19 protein-coding genes are annotated in these 21998 nt (G+C 66.4%); 8 read left to right on the forward strand and 11 right to left on the reverse strand.

The annotated features are described in order from the left end of the window. Positions 1 to 18: 18 nt before the first annotated feature. Complete coding sequence (locus AC3ANU_RS18105; protein ID WP_018771382.1) at positions 19 to 1221, forward strand: TerC family protein; 1203 nt, start codon at positions 19 to 21, stop codon at positions 1219 to 1221. 25 nt (positions 1222 to 1246) lie between these two features. On the opposite strand, the gene eda is transcribed toward AC3ANU_RS18105, so the two are convergent. From eda to AC3ANU_RS18135, 6 genes are all read right to left on the reverse strand, one after another. Next, positions 1247 to 1873: a bifunctional 4-hydroxy-2-oxoglutarate aldolase/2-dehydro-3-deoxy-phosphogluconate aldolase gene (eda, locus tag AC3ANU_RS18110; RefSeq protein ID WP_056389346.1), complete on the reverse strand. Its 627-nt coding sequence runs from the start codon at positions 1871 to 1873 to the stop codon at positions 1247 to 1249. Next, on the reverse strand, positions 1866 to 3398 hold the full coding sequence (locus tag AC3ANU_RS18115) for a mannitol dehydrogenase family protein (RefSeq protein WP_488315019.1): 1533 nt from the start codon (positions 3396 to 3398) through the stop codon (positions 1866 to 1868). Before AC3ANU_RS18115 ends, eda begins: the two co-directional genes overlap by 8 nt. Continuing rightward, positions 3320 to 4306 carry a PfkB family carbohydrate kinase gene (locus tag AC3ANU_RS18120; RefSeq protein WP_235509746.1) on the reverse strand — a complete coding sequence of 329 codons (987 nt, stop codon included), beginning with the start codon at positions 4304 to 4306 and terminating at the stop codon, positions 3320 to 3322. Before AC3ANU_RS18120 ends, AC3ANU_RS18115 begins: the two co-directional genes overlap by 79 nt. After that, the gene (manD, locus tag AC3ANU_RS18125) at positions 4303 to 5514 is read right to left on the reverse strand and encodes a D-mannonate dehydratase ManD (protein WP_056389343.1); all 1212 of its coding nucleotides are present in this window, start codon (positions 5512 to 5514) and stop codon (positions 4303 to 4305) included. The genes AC3ANU_RS18120 and manD overlap by 4 nt, the downstream gene beginning before the upstream one ends. 101 nt (positions 5515 to 5615) lie before the next feature. Continuing rightward, positions 5616 to 6644: an L-idonate 5-dehydrogenase gene (locus tag AC3ANU_RS18130; RefSeq protein ID WP_056389340.1), complete on the reverse strand. Its 1029-nt coding sequence runs from the start codon at positions 6642 to 6644 to the stop codon at positions 5616 to 5618. Continuing rightward, positions 6641 to 8038 (reverse strand): MFS transporter, encoded by a 1398-nt coding sequence (locus AC3ANU_RS18135; protein WP_018771388.1) that lies wholly within the window; start codon positions 8036 to 8038, stop codon positions 6641 to 6643. Before AC3ANU_RS18135 ends, AC3ANU_RS18130 begins: the two co-directional genes overlap by 4 nt. A gap of 185 nt (positions 8039 to 8223) precedes the next feature. On the opposite strand from AC3ANU_RS18135, the gene AC3ANU_RS18140 reads away from it, so the two are divergent. Beyond that, the gene (locus AC3ANU_RS18140) at positions 8224 to 8949 is read left to right on the forward strand and encodes a GntR family transcriptional regulator (RefSeq protein ID WP_056389338.1); all 726 of its coding nucleotides are present in this window, start codon (positions 8224 to 8226) and stop codon (positions 8947 to 8949) included. Between the two features lie 78 nt (positions 8950 to 9027). Here the strand turns inward: AC3ANU_RS18140 and AC3ANU_RS18145 are convergent, their stop codons facing one another. Further along, positions 9028 to 9291: a hypothetical protein gene (locus AC3ANU_RS18145; RefSeq protein ID WP_018771390.1), complete on the reverse strand. Its 264-nt coding sequence runs from the start codon at positions 9289 to 9291 to the stop codon at positions 9028 to 9030. Between the two features lie 335 nt (positions 9292 to 9626). Between AC3ANU_RS18145 and AC3ANU_RS18150 the strand changes: the two genes are divergently transcribed. Then, the gene (locus tag AC3ANU_RS18150) at positions 9627 to 13274 is read left to right on the forward strand and encodes a TM0106 family RecB-like putative nuclease (RefSeq protein WP_488315020.1); all 3648 of its coding nucleotides are present in this window, start codon (positions 9627 to 9629) and stop codon (positions 13272 to 13274) included. A 54-nt stretch (positions 13275 to 13328) separates the two neighbouring features. On the opposite strand, the gene AC3ANU_RS18155 is transcribed toward AC3ANU_RS18150, so the two are convergent. The 3 genes from AC3ANU_RS18155 to AC3ANU_RS18165 all read right to left on the reverse strand — a co-directional run bounded on the left by AC3ANU_RS18155 (position 13329) and on the right by AC3ANU_RS18165 (position 16016). Further along, a complete protein-coding gene (locus AC3ANU_RS18155; RefSeq protein ID WP_018771392.1) occupies positions 13329 to 13643 on the reverse strand; it encodes an acylphosphatase in 315 nt (104 codons plus the stop codon). 105 nt (positions 13644 to 13748) lie between these two features. Next, positions 13749 to 14693, reverse strand: a complete 945-nt coding sequence (locus AC3ANU_RS18160) for a pullulanase X25 domain-containing protein (protein ID WP_488315021.1) — start codon at positions 14691 to 14693, stop codon at positions 13749 to 13751. Positions 14694 to 14954: 261 nt separating this feature from the next. Then, positions 14955 to 16016: an adenosine deaminase gene (locus tag AC3ANU_RS18165; RefSeq protein ID WP_488315022.1), complete on the reverse strand. Its 1062-nt coding sequence runs from the start codon at positions 16014 to 16016 to the stop codon at positions 14955 to 14957. Between the two features lie 312 nt (positions 16017 to 16328). Here AC3ANU_RS18165 and AC3ANU_RS18170 point away from each other — a divergent pair, with 312 nt between their 5' ends. Then, positions 16329 to 16970, forward strand: coding sequence for a LysM peptidoglycan-binding domain-containing protein (locus AC3ANU_RS18170; RefSeq protein WP_056389450.1), 642 nt, complete (start codon positions 16329 to 16331; stop codon positions 16968 to 16970). 182 nt (positions 16971 to 17152) lie between these two features. Here the strand turns inward: AC3ANU_RS18170 and AC3ANU_RS18175 are convergent, their stop codons facing one another. After that, positions 17153 to 17740 (reverse strand): hypothetical protein, encoded by a 588-nt coding sequence (locus AC3ANU_RS18175; protein WP_488315023.1) that lies wholly within the window; start codon positions 17738 to 17740, stop codon positions 17153 to 17155. A 156-nt stretch (positions 17741 to 17896) separates the two neighbouring features. Between AC3ANU_RS18175 and AC3ANU_RS18180 the strand changes: the two genes are divergently transcribed. The 4 genes from AC3ANU_RS18180 (at position 17897) to AC3ANU_RS18195 (ending at position 21976) form a co-directional block, all read left to right on the forward strand. Beyond that, positions 17897 to 18817: an MSMEG_6728 family protein gene (locus AC3ANU_RS18180; RefSeq protein WP_142068461.1), complete on the forward strand. Its 921-nt coding sequence runs from the start codon at positions 17897 to 17899 to the stop codon at positions 18815 to 18817. Positions 18818 to 18820: 3 nt separating this feature from the next. Continuing rightward, positions 18821 to 19681, forward strand: a complete 861-nt coding sequence (locus tag AC3ANU_RS18185) for an SDR family oxidoreductase (protein WP_488315024.1) — start codon at positions 18821 to 18823, stop codon at positions 19679 to 19681. Positions 19682 to 19750: 69 nt separating this feature from the next. Continuing rightward, positions 19751 to 20146 carry a DUF1622 domain-containing protein gene (locus AC3ANU_RS18190; protein ID WP_488315025.1) on the forward strand — a complete coding sequence of 132 codons (396 nt, stop codon included), beginning with the start codon at positions 19751 to 19753 and terminating at the stop codon, positions 20144 to 20146. A gap of 75 nt (positions 20147 to 20221) precedes the next feature. Beyond that, positions 20222 to 21976 carry an HNH endonuclease signature motif containing protein gene (locus AC3ANU_RS18195; protein WP_488315026.1) on the forward strand — a complete coding sequence of 585 codons (1755 nt, stop codon included), beginning with the start codon at positions 20222 to 20224 and terminating at the stop codon, positions 21974 to 21976. Positions 21977 to 21998: the final 22 nt, after the last annotated feature.

Consider the following 21998-nt stretch of genomic DNA (forward strand, 5'->3'; position numbering starts at 1 on the left):
CGACGAAAGGCCCGCCGCGTGGAAGTATCTGCTTATATCTGGACCCTGACCATTGCGGGAATCGTGGGGCTGCTGGCCTTCGACTTCTTCTTCCACGTCCGTAAGGCGCACACGCCCTCCCTCAAGGAATCCGCCACCTGGTCCGCGATCTACGTGGGCATTGCCGTGCTGTTCGGGCTGGCCGTACTGGTGTTCGGCGGACCCGACATGGGGACGGAATATTTTGCCGGCTACGTGACGGAGAAGGCGTTGTCAGTGGACAACCTCTTCGTCTTCCTCATCATCATGGCCAGTTTCAAGGTGCCCCGCGCGGACCAGCAAAAGGTGCTGCTGTTCGGCATCGTGTTCTCCCTGATCGCCCGCACGGCGTTCATCTTCCTGGGCGCGGCACTGATCAACAGTTTTGCCTGGGTGTTCTACATCTTCGGGCTCATCCTGCTGCTCACCGCCGGCAACCTGCTCAAACCCGACAGCCACGACGACGACTCCGAAGGCCTGGTGGTCCGGCTCGCCAGGAAGCTCCTGCCGGCGTCGCAACACTACGACGGCGACAAACTCTTCACGGTGGAGAACGGCAAGCGGGTCCTGACGCCGATGCTGCTGGTGATGGTGGCCATCGGCGGCACGGACATCCTGTTCGCCCTGGATTCAATTCCGGCCATCTTCGGCCTCACCCAGAACGTGTTCATCGTGTTCACCGCCACCGCGTTCTCGCTGATGGGCCTGCGCCAGCTGTTCTTCCTGATTGACGGACTGCTGGACCGGCTGATCTTCCTTTCGTATGGCCTGGCGGTCATCCTGGGTTTCATCGGCGTGAAGCTCATCCTGCACGCCCTGCACGAGAACACCCTTCCCTTCATCAACGACGGCAAGCACGTCAACGTGGTGGAGGTCAGCACCGTCGTCTCGCTGGGCGTCATCCTGGGTGTCCTGGTGGTGACCATCCTGGCGTCCATCTTCAGCCCCAAGGGCAAGGCCAAGAACGCGGTGTCCGGGGCGCGGCGCCACGCCACGGAATACATGGACCTCAACTACGAGACGGACATGGCCGAACGCGACAAGATCTTCGCCAAGATGTGCCGCGAAGAAAACCAGATCCGCAAGCTTCCCGAGAAGTACAAGCGGCTGGTCCGCAACGAAACCGAGTTCATGGAGCTGCTGCGCAACGCCCACGCGGAGCACGACAAGGCCCAGGTCCGGGCTGCCGCAGCCGAGAGCTGACGCCCGGCCGGCTTGCGGGGATGGGTTACCGGCCCAGCGCGGCCGCCCCGCTGGCCAGGCTGGTGATCCGCGCCCAGTCCTTGGCCGCGACGGCGTCCGCCGGAGTGAGCCAGCTGCCGCCCACGCAGGCCACATTCGGCAGCCGAAGGTAATCCGGGGCGGTGGCCAGGCTGATGCCGCCGGTGGGGCAGAACTGCACGTGTGGGAGGGGCGCCCCGATGGCCGCCAGATAGGACGGACCGCCTGCAGGCCCGGCGGGGAAGAACTTCATCGCATCCAATCCGGCTTCCAGGACGGCCATTACCTCGCCCACGGTGGCGACGCCGGGCAGCACCGGGACGTCCAGGGACAGCATGTGCTTGAGCAGGGCCGGGGTGACACCGGGGCTGACCAGGAATGTGGCACCCGCTTGGACGGCGGCGTCGGCCTGGCCCGGCGTGAGGATGGTGCCGGCGCCCACCAGGATGTCCGGCACCTCCTCGGCGATCAGCTTCAGCGAGGTCAGCGCGGAGTCGGTGCGCAGCGTCAGCTCGATGGTCTTCACGCCGCCGTCCACCAGGGCACGGGCCAGGGGCACCGCATCCTGGGCGTCGTCGATGGTGACCACCGGGATGACAGGTGAAACGCCAAGGACGCCTGATGCGTCAGCCATGGTTGATCTCATTTCCCAGGCCGTCCGGCCCGTTGGTTTCGATGATGCGGTACCAGTGCAGGAGCAGGTTGCGGAAGCCGCCATGTTCCGCCAGGTCCTGGTCAAAAACGGGCCGGAAGCCCAGCAGTGCAGGCACCACGCTGTCGGCGTCCCTGGCGGCCGGCAGTGTTGCGTTCAGCTCCGCGGCCAGCGGATCGTTGAGGTCGGTTTCCAGGGTGGCGGCCACATGGTGCATCCACGCGGCAATGGCGAGCGCAGCCCAGCGGGGTTCGCGACCGGCGTCGAGCGTTCCCCTGATGGTGGGCAGCAGGCGCAGCCCTATCTTCTGGGAACCGTCGCTGCCCACTTTCGCGGTGGTGTGGCCCAGGGCGGGGTTGGCGAAGCGGCGGAGCACCTCGTCGCAGTACTGCTCCCCGCCCAGCCCGGCCGGGAGGGTGATGGTGGGCAGCGCTTCCTGGAGCATCATGCGCCGGCAGGCGGTGTGGAACGCGTCCACGGCCACGGCGTCGCTGATGGTTTCCTTGCCCGCGGCGAGCCCCAGATAGGCCAGCATCGAATGGCTGGCGTTCAGCAGCCTCAGCTTTGCTGCCTCCCACGCGGCGACGTCGGTGCTGAACACCGCCCCGGCATCCTCCCAGCGCGGCCTGCCGGCGGCGAAATTGTCCTCAATCACCCATTGCTTGAAGGGTTCGGCCACCACGGCGGCTTCGTCCCGAAGGCCAAGTTCACGTTCGACGCCGGCCAGGTCGCCTGGCATGCTGGCCGGCACCATCCGGTCGACCATGGTGTTGGGGAAGGTTGCGTTTCCTGCCAACCAGGCCAGCAGGGGTTCGCTTTCAGGTGCGGGCAGGGCGGCCGCGAAATTCCGGACCAGGGTTCCGGTCAGTTCGCCGTTGCCGGGCAGGTTGTCGCAGGACACCACGGTGATGGCTCCGGCACCCGTGAGTGGCCGTTGCTGCAGGCCACGGACAATTTGCCCGATGGCGGTACGCGGCGGGCGTCCCGAGAGGTCCGCCTGGACATCCGGGTCCTGCAGGTCAAGGGTGCGGGTTTTCGGATCGAACCGGTATCCCTTTTCCGTGATGGTGAGGGTGACGATCTTTGTGGCCGGTGCGGCGATCCGCTCGACCACCAGTTCCGGGTTGTCACGCCCGGATATGGCGTCGACGATGCTGGAGACCACACGCAGCGGGGCGGCGTTGCCTCCCCGTTCTGCCACGGTGAACAAGCCATCCTGGGGCGCCAGTTGCCGGGCCACGGTGCTGGAACGCTGGGTGACCCCGATGATCCCCCACTCGAAGTCGCCGGCGGCAAGCATTGCGTCTTCCGTGAAGACCGCGGTGTGGGCGCGGGCGAAGGCTCCCAGGCCCAGGTGGACGATGCCGGGCTGCAGTTTGTCCCGCTTGATGCCGGCGTGGTGTCCGCTGGTTGCCAGGGAAGATGTAGTCAGGCGTTCGATGGCTGCGCTCCTTCGGAGAAGTTCCCGGAGGCGTGCGCCCTGGTCTGTTCGAATGTGGGGATGCAACCGGTACCGCCCTTACCGCCCACCACCAGCGACGATGCGGCAGCTCCGAAACGTGCCGCCGTCGGGAAGTCGTCGCCCAGCACCAGACGCGCGGTGAGCGTCCCAACGAACGCGTCCCCGGCACCGGTCTGGTCCACCACGGCGGGGGCGGGAACCGCCGGCACCCACGCAGAGCCGGCACCTTGGGCGGCGTCGCCGCTCCATTCGAGCTGGACCCCTTCCGCCCCACAGGTGACGGCAACGTTGGCGGTACCCAGCGAGCGCAGCTTGGCCGCGGCCTCCTGCGGAGAGGCAACGCCCAGCAGCGCATCCGTCTCGCCGGGGAATGACGGCGTGACCAGGAAGGCCTGCGGCGCCAGGGCGGTGAGTGCCGCCGTCGCCTCTTCCACGGTGGTGAGGCGGGGGCGGTAATTGGGATCGTAGACAAAGCGTGTGGCCAGGCCGGCAGCTTTGACGACGGCGGCGCGCGACGTTGGTGAAATGGCGCAGGCGATGCCGCCCGCCACCAGGGCCCCGGCTGCCGCGACAACTTCGGGATCGACGTCCTCCGGGCCCAGGGTGGAACCCACGCTGCCGCTGCGGGCGTAGGAGAACTCGCGTTCGCCGGCGGGATCGCTGTGGACCAGGTAAACGCCCTGCTGGCCGCGCCGGAACTTTAGAAGGTCGGTCGAAACGCCCAGTTCGGCGATACGGGCGGCAATGGCGTGGCCCAATTCGTCATCGGTCAGCACGGACAACAGGCCTACCGTGGCGCCTGCGGCGGCGGCGGAGGCTGCGACGTTGAGGGCGTCGCCGGAGATGCCAAGCTGCGCGGGAACGCCGTGGGCAAAGGGAAGGTCGGTGGCGACTTCGACGAGGATCTCCCCCATCACCACCACGTCAAAGGGTTGGTGGGCTGCAGTGTTCACCAGTCGTGCACCGATCCGTCCAGGCGCCGGTTCACCGGCAGGTACTTGGGGTCGAAGGGGAAGCGTGCGGCGGCTTCCTCATTGAACTCTACGCCGATGCCGGGAGCGTCCCCGGGGTGCATGTAGCCGTCGCTGAAGGTGTAGGAGGTGGTGAAGACTTCCCCGGCGGGGTCGCGGTGGCCCATGTATTCCTGGATGCCGAAGTTGGGGATGCTCATGTCAACGTGCAGTGCGGCTGCGAACGAGGCCGGCGACAGATCACCCGCGCCGTGCGAGCCGGAGCGGACGCCGTAGAGGTCCGCGAGCGAGAAAATGCGGCGCAGGTGCGTGATGCCGCCGGCGTGCGAGACGGAGGTGCGGATGTAGTCGATCAGGCGTTCGGTGATGAGCTGCTGGCAGTCCCAGATGGAGTTGAACACCTCGCCCACAGCCACGGGCGTGGTGGTGTGCTGGCGGATCAGGCGGAATGCCGACTGGTCTTCGGCCGGCGTCGGGTCCTCAATCCAAAACGGCCGGTACTGCTCAAGGGAGGCGCCAAGCCGGCCTGCTTCGATGGGCGTGAGCCGGTGATGGACATCGTGCAGGACGTGGACGCCGTAGCCGAACTCCCCTCGGACGTGGGCCATCATTTTCGGTGCGAAGTCCAGGTAGGCGGTGGTCTCCCAGGTGTCTTCCTGGGGCACGTTGCCGCTGGCCGGCTCGTAGAGTCTGCCGTCCACGGGGGCGATCCCGTAGGTCTTGTCCAGGCCGGGCACGGCTGCCTGGGCGCGGATGGCCTTGTAGCCAAGGTCCAGGTGATGCTGGAAGTCTGCGCTGAGGTCCTCAAGGGTAGTGCCGCTGGCGTGTCCGTAGACCATCACGCCCTCGCGGGCCGCGCCGCCCAGGAGTTCATAGACCGGCATGCCGGCCGCCTTGCCCTTGATGTCCCAGAGTGCGACGTCGATGGCTGCGATGGCCGTCATGGTCACCGGGCCGCGGCGCCAGTAGGCGCCCTTGTAGAAGTACTGCCAGGCATCCTCGATGCGGCGGGCATCGCGGCCGATGAGCAACGGGCAGAGGTGCTCGGAGAGATAGGAGGCTACAGCCAGCTCGCGACCGTTCAAAGTGGCGTCGCCGATGCCGGTGATGCCGTCCTCGGTTTCAATTACGAGCGTGACGTAGTTCCGTCCGGGCGACGAAACCACAACCCGTGCGTCGGTGATCTTCACTGGGAGTCCTTCTCATGGTGGTATGCAATGTTCGGTGGCGGTAAGTGCCCGCTGTGAGGGTTCAGAACGGGCACTTACCGCTGTTTTGGTGGGGGTGGGTGTCAGTCCGAGCTGAGGCGGAGCATGACCTTGCTGCTGCCGGCCGCGGGGTCCGCGGCCGTTTGCATGGCTTGCGCCGCGTCCTCGATGGCGAACTTGTGGGTGATGATGGGCGAGACGTCCAGGCCGTCCTTCATGGCCTGCAAGGCATCGGTGATTTCATCCACGAACCTGTAGGACCCGATCCAGGTGATTTCCCGGGTGACCAGGTCCCCCAGCGCGGAGGCCGCAGGGGTGCCGGGCAGGTTGCCCACCTGGACGACGGTGCCGCCGCGGGCCGTGGCGCGCAGGACTCCGCCCAGGACTGCGGGGATGCCGGTGGCCTCGAAGACGAGCTCCATGTCCGTGGGAAGTGCCCCGTGCGAGACGTTCAGTACCTCGTCGGCGCCCATGGCCTTGGCAATCCGCAGAGACGCGTCGCTGATGTCGGTGGCAATCACGGTCCGGGCTCCGGCGTACTTGGCGGCCGCCGTGACCAGCGACCCGATGGGCCCGGCACCGTTGACCAGCACGTCCCGGCCTTGCAGGCTGCCGGCGCGGCTGACGGCATGCATGGCGACGGCGAGCGGCTCCGCCAGTGCCCCACGGAGGGTGTCCACCCCGTCCGGAAGCGGCCGGACCTGGAATGCCTTGGCGAGTTTCCGTTCGCTGAACCCACCGTCGGTGTGGGGGTCGAACGCCGCCGAGCCGAAGTAGCGGATCTGCGGGTAGAGGTTGGTCCGGCCCCGGAGCCGCTCCGGCAGCGCGCCGTCCCCCACCAGTTCGGCGGGATGCACCGTGACGGGCTGGCCCACTTCGAGATGTTCGACGCCGGCGCCCAGCTTGGCGATCCGGCCCGCCACCTCGTGCCCCAGGACGAGCGGTGACTTCAGCGCCGCGGTACCCGACGCTCCGTGGCGCCAGTACGAAAGGTCGCTGCCGCAAATGCCGCCCCATTCGACGTCGAGCACTACCTCTCCGGGCCCGGCGACGGGCTCGGGCCGGTCATCGATGCGGAGGTCGTTGGCACCGTGGACGACGACTGCCTTCATACTGCGTCCTCCAGGCGGACCATGTCGCGGCCGCGGACCTCGGGGCCAACAGCTGCGGAGACCAGGGTGATCAGCGAGTAGCCGATGACCATGGCGGCGAGCGGCCACCAGTGTCCGGTGACTGCGGTAAGCGTTGCCGCCAGCAGCGGGCCGATGGCTGTGGCCAGGATGCCGCCGATCTCCTTGGCGAGCGCCAGTTGCGTGAAGCGGGTGCGGGCACCGAAGAACTCGGCCATGGTGACGCTTTCCATGGCGAAGAGGCTCAGCACGCCCAGGTTCAGGCCGATGACCATGGCGATGGTGATAAGCGCCGAATTGCCGCTGGTGATCATGAGCATCATCGGGATGGCGTAGAGGGCAGTGAGGGCGCTGAGCACCAGGTACAGGGGGCGGCGGCCGAAGCGGTCACCAAGGAGGCCAATCAAGGGGATGGTGACGAAGCCGAGGATCGAGCCGTACATGATCGCGTTGGTGCCCACGCTCTTGTCCGTCATCAGGACGGTGGCCAGGTAGCCCACCAGGAAGGTCTGCACCAGTCCGGAGTTGCCGGCCTGGCCAAAGCGCAGGCCCAGTGCGATCAGGAACGCCTTGCCCTTCTTCTGGTGCAGGGCAGCTTCGATGGTGCTGGTTCCCGCGAGTTCGGGGGCCTTTGCGGCTGCGCTCTTGATCTTGTCCTTGGTGAGTGCCACGCCGTCAACCACGTCGGCACGCTGTTCGAAGACCGGGCTTTCCTTGATGGAGCGGCGGATCCAGACGGCGAACAGCATGATCACGAAGCTGGCAAGGAACGGGACGCGCCAGCCCCAGCTCAGCAGGTCCTCCTGCGAAAGGGAACTGACCAGGATGGCCCACAATGCCGAGGCGCCCAGGGTTCCGGAGTTGGTGCCCAGGCAGACCAGGGAAGAGATGATGCCGCGTCGGCGAGCCGAAGCGAACTCCGCCAGCATCACCGTGGCACCCGCGATTTCCGCGCCGGCCCCGAAACCCTGGATGAGGCGCAGGGCCACCAGGAGGATGGGTGCCCAGATGCCCACCATGGCGTAGGTGGGAAGTACGCCGATCAGGGTGGTGGAGGCACCCATCAGGGCGATGGTGATGTACAGGACCTTCTTGCGGCCGATGCGGTCGCCCATGCGGCCGAAGTAGACAGCACCGAAGAGGCGGGCAACGTACCCCACGCCGTAGGTGGCCATCGCGGCGATCAGGCCGATGACGGGGCTGACGTCCGGGAAGAAGATCTTGTTGAAGACGATGGCGGCTGCCAGGGAGTACAGCTGGAAGTCCATGAATTCCATGGCCGTGCCAAGCCAGCCGGAGACGGCCACCTTTGCGAGGTCGCGGGTGTTCCGGGCTTCAACCTTGCTGCTGGTAGGCGGTGCAATGCTTTCGGTCATCAGTTGCTCCTTTGCAGGTGATGCTGTCTAGGGGGAGGAAAAACGTTGAAGGGGATTGAACAGCGGAAAGCTGTGGACTGCCCGGCCGGGCCCCTCGGATGGGCATCAGTGAACCGGCAGCACTTCGATTTCTACTACCATACAAGCACTACCATTCTAGTGTGTCAACGGGCTAGACTAATGGCATGGCAACGGACAAAAGAGGTGCTTCCCCCCGGCTTTCGGTGCGCGACCAAACCCTCGAGACGCTCCGCAGCAGGATCATCTCGCTGCAACTCCCGCCGGGCGAGCCCCTATCCGAGAACGAGCTGGCGCAGGAGCTGGGCGTCAGCCGCACGCCGGTACGCGAGAGCCTCATCCTGCTCCGCGAGGAAGGACTGGTGCAGGTCTTTCCCCAGATCGGCTCGTTCGTCTCGCTGGTGGACCTGGCGCGGGTCTCCGAAGCGCAGTTCATCCGCGAAGCCATCGAGTGCGCGTCGCTCCGGGATCTCGCCGTGGACGCGGAAGGCATCGGCGTCCTGCGGGGTATTCTCAAGGCGCAGTCGGATGCTGACGCCAGCGGCGACGTGGAGGAATTCTTCCGGCTGGACGAGGATTTCCACCGGGAACTCCTGCGCCTGGCCGGACACGAATCCGCCTGGAGTGCGGTCAACTCCGCCAAGGCACACCTGGACCGGGCGCGCCGGATGAGCCTGCTGGACACCCGGCCCGTTTCCACCTTGATCGAGCAGCACACGGCCGTGGTGGACGCACTGGAAGCCAACGACCTTTCCGATGCGGACAGCCGCCTGCGCCTTCACCTTCGCGCCGTCTTCGAGGACGTCCAGCGCATCCAGGAATCCACCCCGGAGCTGTTCTCCGACGCCGCCGCCCGGCGTCCTTCACGGCGGAGCGTTGCCCGCCTGACTTAAGTCACCCAAGGTGTGCGGCCGACGACGGCGGGAAGTCCCGCCGTCGCGCGCGCCCTGGTCAGGCTGGCTGATCAGGAGCTAATCAGGAAGGCATGCCTCCATCGAGCCGTAGTGCAAGTGCGCACCGCCTTGGACGAATTGCCCGAAATTGGGTGCGTCTTCGTCATCAGCCAGGTCCTTGAAGTAGTTCACGTCAAGCTCCCCTGCCTGCGCCTGGGTGGAAACAATAATTCCGACGCAACTGGCGGCGTCGTTGGTTGCCTGGGCCGGAGCGGCGCTCCCAGCGAGGATGGACAGCCCGGCGAGGCTGAAGATGGCAGCGCGGCGAAGAAGGACAGTCATGACTGGAACCGTTTCTGGGATATGGGATTTCCGTTAGCTGCCGGCGGCGGCCAAGGCCCGCAGCAGCCGATAGGGCCGGTTGGTTGCCCCCAGATCGCAGACCCAAACGCGGCGCCGGAGTTGGATGGGCGCCTTCTTCATCTCCCGGCCAGGCGCTTGTGGCGGCTGCCCGCACTGAAAGGGTACTGCTGCGGGACTCCGGCGTCCACGGAAATTCCAACCACCCAAATGGGCTAACCAATTACCCACGGTGCCTGTTTGTCAGTCCGTCTTGCTAGGTTTGATTCCAGGCCAGGGAAACCGTCTCCGGGCCCGCAAACAGTTGGGGAGGCCCCGTGTTTCTGCTGGACGCTGCCGGTCATCATGCCGGATCCGCTGCGCCGTCGGACCTGGTCTTCTCCGCCAGCGACCTTGTGGCAGCTTCCGAGTGTGAGTACCGCACGCTGCGAATCCTGGACGAAAAGCTGGGGCGTACTCCCAAGGCAGAGTTCCCGGTCGATGAGATGCAGAAGCGCGCCGGCGAACTGGGCGACCGGCATGAACAGACCGTGCTGGCCAGCCTGGTGGCCAAGTACGGCCAATGGGACGCGGGCCGCGGGTCCGGCGTCTACTCACTGGACCGCGGCCAAAACCTCCGCGGCGAGCTTCAGGCGAAACACGCAGAGACCGAACTTGCCCTGCGGTCCGGGGCGGACGTCGTGTTCCAGGCCACCTTCTTCGACGGCGAGTTCCTTGGTTACGCGGATTTCCTGGTCAATGAGGCGGCAGGCACCGGGAACCCCGGCCGGTACGAGGTCTGGGACACCAAGCTTGCCCGGCACGCCAAGGTGGGGGCCCTGCTGCAGCTGGCTGCCTACGGCGACCAGCTCCTCGGGATGGGGCTGGATCCCTCCCCCGCCGTCACGCTGGTCCTCGGCACCCGCGTCGGCGACGATTGGCTGCGGAGCAGCCATTCGCTGCCGGACCTGCTGCCCGTTTTCCGTGAACGACGGCGGCGCTTCCGCCAACTCACAGCCACCCACCGGGCGGCCGGTGGTCCCGTCCAGTGGCAGCAGCCCGGCGTTATGCATTGCGGGCGCTGCGACTACTGCGCCGAGCAGGTGAAGTTGCACAGGGATCTGCTGATGGTGGCGGGCATGTCCGTGGTCCAGCGACGGAAACTTCATGCTGCGAAGATCACCAGCATCGATGAACTGGCAGCCATGCCGGCCGGCGAAGCCAGGAACTCCGTGGCCCGGCTCCGCGCCCAGGCGAGGATGCAGCTGGGCCTGGACCAGCCCGCAGGCTCGAGGACATTTACCAAGGATGGCCAGCCGCACACGGTCTCCTACACGGTCCTTCCGGACAACACCATCGGATCGCTGCCCGCCCCCAGTGCCGGGGACATCTTTTTCGACTTCGAGGGCGATCCGCTGTGGCAGGACCCGGCCACCGGCGCGTGGGGCATTGAGTACCTCTTTGGCGTCATCGAGGCCCCGGTGCCTGGTGCGGAAGGCGATCCCGTCTTCCGCCCGTTCTGGGCGCACTCCCGTTCCGGGGAGCGCCGCGCCTTCCTGGACTTCCTGGACTACGTGGAGAAGCGGCGTGCCCGGTACCCGGACATGCACGTCTACCACTACGCCCCGTACGAAAAGACCGCGCTGCGGAACCTTTCGCTTGCGCACCAGGCGGGCGAGGACACGGTGGATGACTGGCTCCGGCAGGGGCTGCTGGTGGACCTGTACGCCACGGTGCGGCATTCCCTTCGGATCTCGGAGGCGTCGTACTCCATCAAGAAGCTTGAACCGCTGTACATGGGAGACAACCTCCGGTCCGGGGACGTCAAGGACGCCGGCGCTTCGGTGGTGGCCTACGCCGCCTATTGTGCCGCCCGCGATGAAGGGCGGCAGGACGAGGCCGACACCATCCTGGCGTCGATTTCCGACTACAACCGGTACGACTGCCTCTCCACCCTTCGGCTGCGTGACTGGTTGCTTCGAATCGCTTCCGTGGCCCGTGCGGACGCCCAAGCGTCAGGGGACGCCCCTGCGGCGGCTGCTTTGACCGTTGCTCCCCCGACAGATCCCGCAGTCGACGGACGCCAGGATGCACAGGACGAAACCGCCGAAGAACGTCGGCTCCGCGAGTATCTTGCCGGCCTGCCGGACAACCGCCCGTGGACTGACGACGAGCGTGCCATCGCCATGGTTGCGGCAGCCACCGGATATCACCGGCGTGAGCGCAAGCAGTTCTGGTGGCAACACTTCGACCGGGTCGAGGCGCCGCTGGAAAACTGGTCCGACCAACGCAACGTGTTCGTTGTATCGTCAGCGGAAGTCGTCTCGGACTGGGCGTTGGCCAAGCCCCGGGAACGGATGCAAACCCGCGTCCTGAAGCTCCGAGGCACCATGACGGAGGGCTCCGATTTCCGCGCCGACTCCAACTGGTGCCGGCTGTACGACGCCCCGGGACCTGATGGCATGACCGCCCCGGACGCTGCCCCGGGGACCAGGGCCTACTCCTTCGGGACCAGGATCAGCGAACTGGAGCCGGCACCGGACAGCCCGGAACACTTCGTGACCATTGCCGAGCGGGAGACCGGGAAAGTTCGCGCCTATCCGCACCTTCCGGTGGCACTGACGGAGGACCAGCCCCTGGCCACCGCCAGCATTGAAGCAGCCATCGCGGACATCGCCAGCGCTGTCGGGGCTTCGGTGCCGTCCCTCCCCGCGCAACCGGGCCTGGACATCCTGCGCAAGTTGCCGCCGCGGTTCCACTCGCTGCCAGGGCCGGCGGACGTCCGGCATGGCGACGATGGTTCAGCCGATTACGCGCCGGCCATCACCGAATCTTTGCGGGACCTGGACCACTCCTATCTGGCCGTCCAGGGTCCGCCAGGGACAGGCAAAACCTACGTTGGTGCCCATGTCATCGGCAGGCTGGTGGCCGAGGGCTGGAAGGTCGGGGTGGTTGCCCAGTCCCACAACGTGGTGGAAAACCTGCTCTGCCGGGCAATCGAAACCGGCGGAGTGGACCCCCAGGTGGTGGGCAAGAAACTGGCCGCACCCCATCCTGTCCCCTGGAACCTCACCTCAGAAGGCGACGTGTCCCGCCTGCTGGCATCCCCGGGCGGATGCCTGGTGGGCGGCACCGCCTGGACCATGACCGGCAAGGAAGTCCCCGCCGGGTCCCTCGATCTCCTGGTCATTGACGAGGCCGGGCAGTTCTCGCTGGCCAACACCCTGGCGGTCAGCGTCGCGGGTACGCGGCTGCTCCTGCTTGGCGATCCCCAGCAGCTCCCGCAAGTCACCCAGGGCGCGCACCCGGAACCAGTGGACCAGTCCGCGCTTGGCTGGCTCGCGGCCGGCCACGCCACCCTTCCCGTAAGCCTGGGCTACTTCCTCGCCGATACCTGGCGGATGCATCCGGACCTGTGCCGGGCAGTGTCGAACCTCAGCTACGAGGGAAGGCTGGCATCGGCTCCGGCCGCGTCCCTTCGCGAACTGGAGGTCCTGGCGCCCGGGGTGGAGACGGTGTTCGTCAACCACACCGGCAACGCCACCGCGTCAAAAGAAGAAGCTGCAGAAGTGGTAAGCCAGGCCCGCCGGCACCTTGGCCTGAAATGGACCTGCGGCCCGGAGACCGAATCCCGCCCCCTCGGGCAGCAGGACCTGCTGGTGGTGGCCGCCTACAACGCCCAGGTCCACCTGATCCGCAGGCACCTGGCGGAGGCCGGACTGCCCGATGTCCGGGTGGGCACCGTGGACAAGTTCCAGGGCCAGGAAGCTCCCGTGGTGCTGGTCTCCATGGCATGCTCGGCCGTGTCAGAGGCTCCGCGGGGAGCGGAGTTCCTGCTCAACCGGAACCGCATCAACGTGGCGGTGTCCCGCGGCCAGTGGCGCGCGGTCATCATCCGTTCCCCCGACCTCACCAGCTACATGCCGCACAAGCCCGCGGGGCTGGAGGAACTCGGGGCCTTCATCGGGCTTAGTCCGCGGGATTAGCGCGGGACAGGCCCCCTGACGGCGCCGCGGGAACGTCGCTGCCGCGGGAGCGACTCAGTGCGCCCGGAAGCCCCGGAATTGACCGGAGGCTTCGGACATCGATGCCTCCACGTTGTCCACCCGGCCCGGCGTGCGGCCGGATTTGAGCCACTCCAGGAGCTGGCGCACCTTCGGCTCGGGCCCCTCGGCCACCACGGAAACCGAACCGTCGTCGAGGTTCTTCACTTCGCCGGAAAGTCCAAGGTCCTCAGCCTGGCCCATGGTCCGGAAGCGGAAGCCCACAGCCTGCACCATGCCGGACACGCGCGCGTCCAGCCGGATATTGGCCTGCGCCGGGTTTTCCTGCGCGGGCCCTGCGTGCCTACCCATGGTGGACCTCCTCGTCCGCAGCTTGCCGTCCCGGCCGGGCCGCGCTACCTGTCACCGTTGTTTGGAAACGACAGTCAGCGCGGCCCGGCCGGGCGGATGCATTCCTTAGTTGATGGTGATGTCGCGGGTGGCGTGGTTGTAGCGGATGGTCACCTTGCCGCCGGCGTGGTGCAACTCGTGGTTGGGACCGTCGAACGTGCCGAAGGCACCGTAGTTCTCAGTCCAGGATCGGTTGAGGGCGATCTTGAAGGTGTAGAACCCGGCGGGAAGCTCGGCGCTCTTCTTCCACAGCTGGTCCAGGAAATCGAATTCCATCTGCGCTTCGTCGTACTGCGGTGCCCAGTTCTCCGGGGCACCCAGGATGGTGTTGAAGTCACCAGCCAAGGCCACAGCTTCGGGCTGCGGAAGGGTTTCAACGTCCGGGCCCTCGAACGGCTCGGTGGCGGCGGAGGTCTCGGCAGCGGGGGCTGCTGCTGGTGCCTTGTCCTTGGCCGAAGCCTTGCCCTTGCGTACTGCCTTCACTACGGGTTCGACGGCGTCTTCGATCGCCTTGGCTGCCTTGCCCACCGCCGAGGCGGCCTTCTTCGCGGGAGCCTTCCTGGCGGTCTTCTTCGGAGCCTCCTCCTTGGCCGGAACCTCCAGCGTCGCCGCGGCGGCGGAGACCGGGCGGACAAAGCCTTCGGGAGCCGTGGGAACGGGAGTATCGGCAGGGACGGGAGTGCCGGCGTCGAGCGCTGCGGCGAAGGAATCAGCGTCGGGGAAGGCGACGGTAGCGCGCATGCCGTCCTCGGTGATGGTCCAGCCCGAGCGGCCCTTGATCAGCCAGCCGGCCTTGACCAGCTTGGCGGTGGCGGAGGTGAGGGTCTTGTGGCCGCGCGGGATTCCGCCGCTGAGAAGTTCTGCCTCATGCTCGTTGAACGGCACGCGGGCAGTTGCTTCCGCCAGGACCTGGCCTGCATTCAGTGCATCGCCGGACCACACGCCTTCGGTCAGGACATCGAGCACGGTCTTGAGTCGAAGGTAGGTGTTTTCTGCGGTGGACTTGGCCATGATTCCCCTTATATAAAAGCGATCGGTCTTAGGCATCTTGCCAACAGCCGATTAAATCGCGCGACTTTAATTGGTAAATTCTGCGTGTCGTGACCGACTATGAAGCGGATAGTGCCGCAAGTGAGGCGGAGGTCTCGGGTAAGGGCTGTCTGCATAACCCTCAAGTGCTGGCATGGATGCTGCCCTGCACTCCCCAGACACGCCTGCGGCACTTAGTTTACCGGGCAGAAAGACCGGCTGTTGCCCCCGACACAGCAGCGGTCAGTCGGACACTTCCCTGCCGTTCAATTCCGCCAGCAGCTCCGCTTTCCGCTCCTCTGACGCGAACGAGGAATGGATGGAGTTCGCTGCAAGGCGTGCCCTGTCGAAATCAGAGAGTTCAAACACCGAAGTCAGCTGCGCAAAGTTGTCATCCACGTAGCCGCCGAAGTAGGCGGGATCGTCTGAGTTGACCGAGACGTTGAGTCCGGCGGCCAGCATCGCGGGCAACGGATGGTCGGCCAGAGTATCCACGGCACGGAGCCGGACGTTGGACAGGGGACAGACCGTCAGGGGAATGCGTTCGTCCACCAGGCGCTCCACCAGGTCGGGGTCATCCATGCAGCGGATGCCGTGGTCGATCCGCTCCACGCCCAGGAGGTCCAGGGCTTCGATGATGTACGACGCCGGGCCCTCCTCCCCCGCGTGCGCCGTCAACCGCAGGCCTGCTTCACGCGCCTTCGCGTACAGCCGCTCAAACTTGGACGGCGGGTTTCCCACTTCGGCCGAATCCAGGCCGATGGCACCGATGGGCGCATTCATGGCCAGCAGCCGGCCGAGGACTTCCAGCGCGGAGTCCTCCGGCAGGTCCCGGAGGAATGCCGCGATCAGGATAGTGGAGATACCGTAGTCCTCCTCCGAGGTCGCCAGCACCGATGCCACACCCCTGACGCACGCCTCAAGGGGAATGCCGCGGGAGAGGTGCGCCTGCGGGTCCATCATGATTTCCGCGTGCCGGACCCCGGCGGCAGCAGCCCGCTCCAAGTAGGCCCGGGTCATGTCCGCAAAGTCCTGCTCGGTACGCAGCACCGCCATGTTGGCGTAGTAGAGGTCAAGGAAGGACTGCAGATCCGTGAACTCATACTTCTCGCGGAGTTCGTCCAGACCGGAATACGGCAGCGCAATACCGTTGCGCTCGGCCAAGGCAAAGATGAGCTCGGGCTGCAGCGTGCCCTCGATGTGCAGGTGCAGTTCTGCCACCGGGAGGGGCTTGGCAGGGGCTGCGGGTTCCGCAGGGTCCGTTTCGGTTTCGGGCATGGTGCTGCCGCCGGCAAAGTTGTCCATCCGGTCAGGATAATGCCCCTCCCGGTTTTGCGCCTGCCCGGGACTTCGACGCCTTAAAGACCGCCGGCTCCCCGCAGATGCACTGCACCTACCCGACACCCCTGCTGGAATCTCGATTTGATAACGCCCAAGCGATGTCCTAGCGTGAAATGCATGCCCGCCCGGCGGGCTCTTTGATTGCCCGGTGCTGCCTCCACCAGAACTGCCCAGCGGCAGCCACCGACAGTGACCTCTATTTGTCAGGGGCGGGCAGTGGCGCGACGATCTCCGGGGACGGAACCAGCGCTGGTGGCCTTCAGGAGCATCACCATCATGAAAAACACCAAATTCCGTACTGCCGCACGCCGTGGAGTCACCCTGGCCGCCGTCTCCGCGGCAGGTTTGGCCCTCTCAGCCACGGCGGCCAACGCAGCCACCCCGACCTCCACCTGGGATGCACTCGCCCAGTGCGAGAGCGGCGGCAATTGGTCCATCAACACCGGTAACGGCTTCTCCGGCGGCCTGCAGTTTACCTCCAGCACCTGGGCCGCTTACGGCGGAACCGGCTCCCCCGCGGATGCCAGCCGTGAACAGCAGATCGCGGTAGCGGAGCGGGTCCAGGCCTCCCAGGGTTGGGGTGCCTGGCCCTCCTGCGCGTCCCAGCTCGGCCTGAGCGGGGGCGGCGGAGCCCCGGTCCAGAGCGCGCCCGTCCAGGCTGCTCCCACGCAGAGCGTCCAGGTTCAAAGTGCCCCGGCTCAAAGTGCTCCGGTTAAGCAGGCACCGGCGCCGCGGCATGCTACGTCGGTTGCCCTTAGCGGCGAGACCTACACGCTGCAGGCCGGGGATACCTTAAGCATTGTTGCCGACAAGCTGGGCATCCAGGGCGGCTGGCAGCATCTTGCCGACGCCAACCTGGACACCATTTCGGATCCGAACCTCGTGTTCGAGGGACAGGTCATCCAGCTTCCCGCGTAACGCCTGAGGCGGCATCCCCAGCGGCCCCCTGGCCGCCCGCCTTTTGGAAGGCGACACAGACAGGTCGGCGATAGACAAATTCCGTTGACCAAAAGACGACGCCGGCACACCCCCACAAGGGATGTGCCGGCGTCGTTCTTTTAATTCCCGGGCCGCTGCCGGAGTCGGCAGGGAACCGCCGGTCAGTTGGCCGGCAGTTCGCGGACGATCCGCACCTTCCAGGCGGAGTCATCGCTGGTGTCCAGCAGGGCAACCGTGCCGTGCGCAAGGTTCAGGGCGACACGCTTGACGGCCAGCAACTCCAGGTAGAGGTGCTCGTTCATGCGGCTGGGGGTGTCGATCATGTATTTCACGGCGTCGCGCACCTTGCGGTAGTTGGCGCTGCGTTCGCGGTGCATGTGCAGTTCCAGGGCGGAGCGCTGCTTGAGCCGCGGTTCGTGCCGGTTGAGCAGCGTCACTGCTGCGTGGACCGCAACGACCAGGGCGAGTGAGACTCCGTAGATCCACACGCCGCTGGACAGCAGGAACAGGGGCAGGTTGCCGATGGCCACGAGCGCGATGACCACGCGAAGGGCGGCGATCCGCCGGACCGTCCTGGCCACGGTGGCCATGCCGTCGCGGAACCGGTGCTGGTCCTTGCGCGCGGCGGCGGGATCGATGGTGAACTCGTCGAGGACCAGGATTCCCTGGGCTTCCGGGGCCAGCATCTGCCCGAAACGGGGCAGGGCGGTGCGGGCGTGGGCGACTGCTTTGTCAGGTGTAGATGTCATGAGAGAGCTTCCGAAACGCGGTTGGGGTTGCGGTGATCTTAGTGGTTTAACCTGAACGTCGTATGCATGCGTCCACTATTTGGACATTAACCTCTCCGCGATGTGGCCGTTGGCACAGCAATTGGCACTTCCGCCGGGGACCGTCAGACTGAATAGATGCAAACCTTCCTCCCGTACCCTGACTTCCGCCAAAGCGCCAAAGCCCTGGACACTGCACGGCTGGGCAAGCAGCGGGTTGAAGCGCTGCAGACCCTCCGCGCCCTGGTGATTCCCGGGTACGGTTGGCAGACCCACCCCGCCATCCGCATGTGGATGGGCCACGTGCCGGCCCTCACCATGTATGGGCTGGCGATGGTGGACGAATGGATCGAACGTGGCCACCCGGACAACACCCGGGCGAACATCGCCGAGTTTGCGCCGCAGGCTGCCCATCCGGACTACGCCGCCAAGATCATCCTGCCGCCCTGGCTCGGGGACCCCGACTTCCACCTGAGCCACCGTTCCAAGCTGGTGCACAAGGAACCGAAGTTCTACACGTCCGTTTTCCCGGACGCCATTCCGGACATGGACTACGTCTGGCCAGAACCCCGGCACGAATTCCTGCCGCAGGAACCGGAGGGGGACATTCTCTGGATCCTGCGGGAGCCGCATGACGACGTCGACCCCCAGTCGCTCAGGACCGTTGCGCTTCCGCCGGTGAACCGGAGCGCTGCGGCCGCGGCCGCGATGTCGGCCGGAGATGACGGTTACTCCCCTGTCTACGTGGACGACGGGTCCCGCCGGCCGTCACGGGCGCCCAAGAAGGCGCCCCCGAAGCCTCAGGAGAAGAAGCCCACCCGCAAGCGCGCGGCGCAGGAGGAGGCGTTCCGGACCCTCCCGGGGAAGACGCCGGTTGCGGTTCCGTTCGAGAACGGAGCCAGGTTCGCCGTGGGACAGGTCGTGGGGCGCCCCATCACCCTCGATGACGGCCGCTTTGGCAGGAATTTCGAGGTCATGGAGATCATTGACCGCTCCGCGTTCGCGTACCCGGCGCTGTTGCAGGATCCGCGCGTGTTCTTCCCGGTTGAGGCGCCGTAGGCCGTGACGATTCTTTTGGCAGGGTGCGGCGACCTGGGTACCGAAGCGGGGCTCAGGTTCGCTGCGTCGGGGCACAGGGTTGTGGGCTGGCGCCGGTCCCCTGCGAAGCTTCCGGCAGCCATTGAAGGTGCTGCGGCGGACCTGGGCTCGCCCGAACTGCCGCCAGTCCCTGCGGACACCACCGCCGTCGTCATTGCCGTCGCTGCCGATTCCCCCTCGGAAGAGGCATACCGGACGGCGTATGTACGTGGTGTGGCACATGTCCTGGATGCGCTCGAGCGTGACGGCGTGCACCCGGACCGGGTGTTATTTGTTTCCTCCACGGCCGTCTACGGCGATGCGGGTGGCGGCTGGGTGGACGAATCCACGGCGCCGGATCCGGGCGGCTTCTCCGGACGGGTGCTGGTGGAAGCCGAGGATCTCCTGCACAACAGGCTTGCGGGAACCGGGACCACCGGTATTGCGCTCAGGTTGGGAGGCATCTACGGGCCGGACCGGACGCGGCTGATTGACCACGTGAAGACAGGCTCGGCCGTGGTTCCCGAGGACGTGCGCTACACCAACCGGATCCACCGTGACGATGCAGCGGCCGCCATTGTGCACCTTGCCACCATGGAGGCTGCGCCCGCGCCGGCATATATCGGCGTGGATGATGAGCCGGCCGAGCTGGGTTCCGTGTTGCGGTTCCTTGCAGCCGAACTTGGGCTTCCAGAACCCCGGGTGGGTGACGCCGGTCCCGCTCGTGGAGGCAACAAGCGTTGCCGTAACCACCTGCTCCGAAGCACCGGGTTCACCTTCACGTTTCCCACGTTCCGGGAAGGGTACAGGGACGTCATAGCAGGGAACGGCATCCGCCATCCGTGACGAAGGCCGCCGTCCAATGGGTTACAGCCAGGTTGGCCGCGGGATGCCTGGCCCGAGCTAAGGCGGGGCATGGAATTTCGGCAGGTCATTGAGGCAGTTGGGCAGCTTGTCGACTTTGCGGGAGTCGCGGTGATGGTGATCGGGGCCGTGGTGTCCCTCCCGCTGGCGATCCGTGGCCATCAGCCGCGCCAGCTTCCGCCGGGGGCCGGGAAGCTGGGTTTCTACCGGTCCTACCGCCAGTTGCTGGGCCGGTCCATCCTGCTGGGCCTTGAACTGCTCGTCGCCGCCGACATCATCCGCACCGTTGCCGTCACGCCCACGTTCGCCAGCGTTGGGGTGCTGGCCATCATCGTGCTGATCAGGACGTTCCTCAGCCTCTCCCTGGAATTGGAAATCACGGGGCGCTGGCCCTGGCAAAAGGAGCCGGCCGCGGCCCGTACCGGCTCCGCCGCCGCCCCACGCTGAGCACCCGGGGTTGGGATTTCCACATAGGGGTTTTGGGGGCTCTTGATTGTCGGTGGTGGCTGGCAGAGTTGGGTTATGGAGGCCATTGGGAAGCAGCTGGACGGGCCGTTCGGCGGGTTATACGGTGGGTTGTTCGGCGGGAACGCTGACGACGCCGGCAGCCGGCGGACGAGTCCGGCCCGCCTTCGCGCCGTCCCCGGCGGGGAGGGATCCGGCCCTGCCATCCTCGGGGCACTTGCCGAAGAACTCGCCACCGCCGCCCTGGCCGCCCCGGGCGTGCTGGCCACCGCCACCTATGTCGAGGCCGCCGATTACGCCGCCCGGGTCGAGAACCTTGCCCGCACCGTGGAGTACCTGCAACTCATCTCAGCCCTGACTGTGGACCGGACCCGCACCCAAGCCATCACCCAGGCCGCGGCCAGGACCACCCACCCTGCCGTGCCCTCCCCTGCCGATGACGGCTGCCGCAACACCGCAGAGTTCCTCCGCCTCAGGCTCCGCATCCCCATCCGCGAAGCACGCCGCCGCCTCACCCTCGCCCAGCACACCCTGCCCCGCACCAGCCTCACCGGCGAACCACTCCCGCCAACCCGGCCCCACCTCGCCACCGCCCTCACACCCCACCCCGGCACGGACAGGACCCCGCAACCGCCCACCGGAACCCTCCAGGCACCGGCCGTGTCCTCCCACGCCGCGACCCTCATCACCGCCACCCTGGACCGGCTCCAACACCACACCACCCCCCACACGCTGGACCGGATCGAAGAGCACCTCACCACCGCGGCCACCACCACCGACCCCGACTTCCTCGCCCGCCTGGCCCAACGCTGGACCGACACCATCGACGCCGACGGCACCGAACCCACCGAAGAAGCCCTCCGCCACACCCAAGGCGCCTTCATCCGCAAACCACGCCACGGCCTGCACCACCTCGAAATCTTCGCCACCACCGACCAATACGAACACCTCCTCACCGTCATGAACACCGCCACCAACCCCCGCACCACCACCCCAAACACCAGCACCGGCACCGGCACCGAACACCACGGACGAACAGCCGAAACAGCAGCCGTGCCCGACCTGCCTGCCCAGCCGGCCCCGCCCGACCTGCCGGACCTGGACCGGCGCACCCGCGCCCAAAAACAACTCGACGGCATCATCACCGCCGCCAAAACCGCACTCGCCACCAACACCCTGCCCACCACCGGCGGCAACAAACCCCAAATCATCGCCACCATCCACTACCGGGACCTCTTCCCCACCCACACCACCACCCACAGCCCAGAAACAGGGACAGGGAAAGGGCCGGGAGCAGGAACACAGGACCGGCCGGGAGCAAAACCGGGAATACCCGCACCACCAGGGACACAGACAGGCACAGGGACAGGGAAAGGGGCTTTCGCGTTCACCGGCCCCGTCGCCGCCACCACCCTGCGCAAAATCGCCTGCGACGCCGACATCATCCCCGCGCTCCTGGGCACCAACGGCGAAATCCTCGACCTCGGCCGCAAAACCCGCCTCTTCACCCCAGCCCAACGCACCGCCCTCACCACCCGAGACCAAGGCTGCGCCTTCCCCAACTGCACCATCCCCGCACCCTGGTGCGAAGCCCACCACATCACCTACTGGTCACACGGCGGACCCACCACCACCAACAACGGCGTCCTGCTCTGCAGTCACCACCACCACCTCATCCACAAAGAACAATGGACCATCACCACCACCAACCACACCCCAACCTTCATCCCCCCACCCCACCTCGACCCCACCCAAAAACCCCAACAAAACCACTACTTCAAACCCCCACCACCACCCCACCAATACGAATGAACCAGACGGCCTTGCCACTACG

The organism is Arthrobacter sp. SDR-2R, assembly GCF_057747955.1.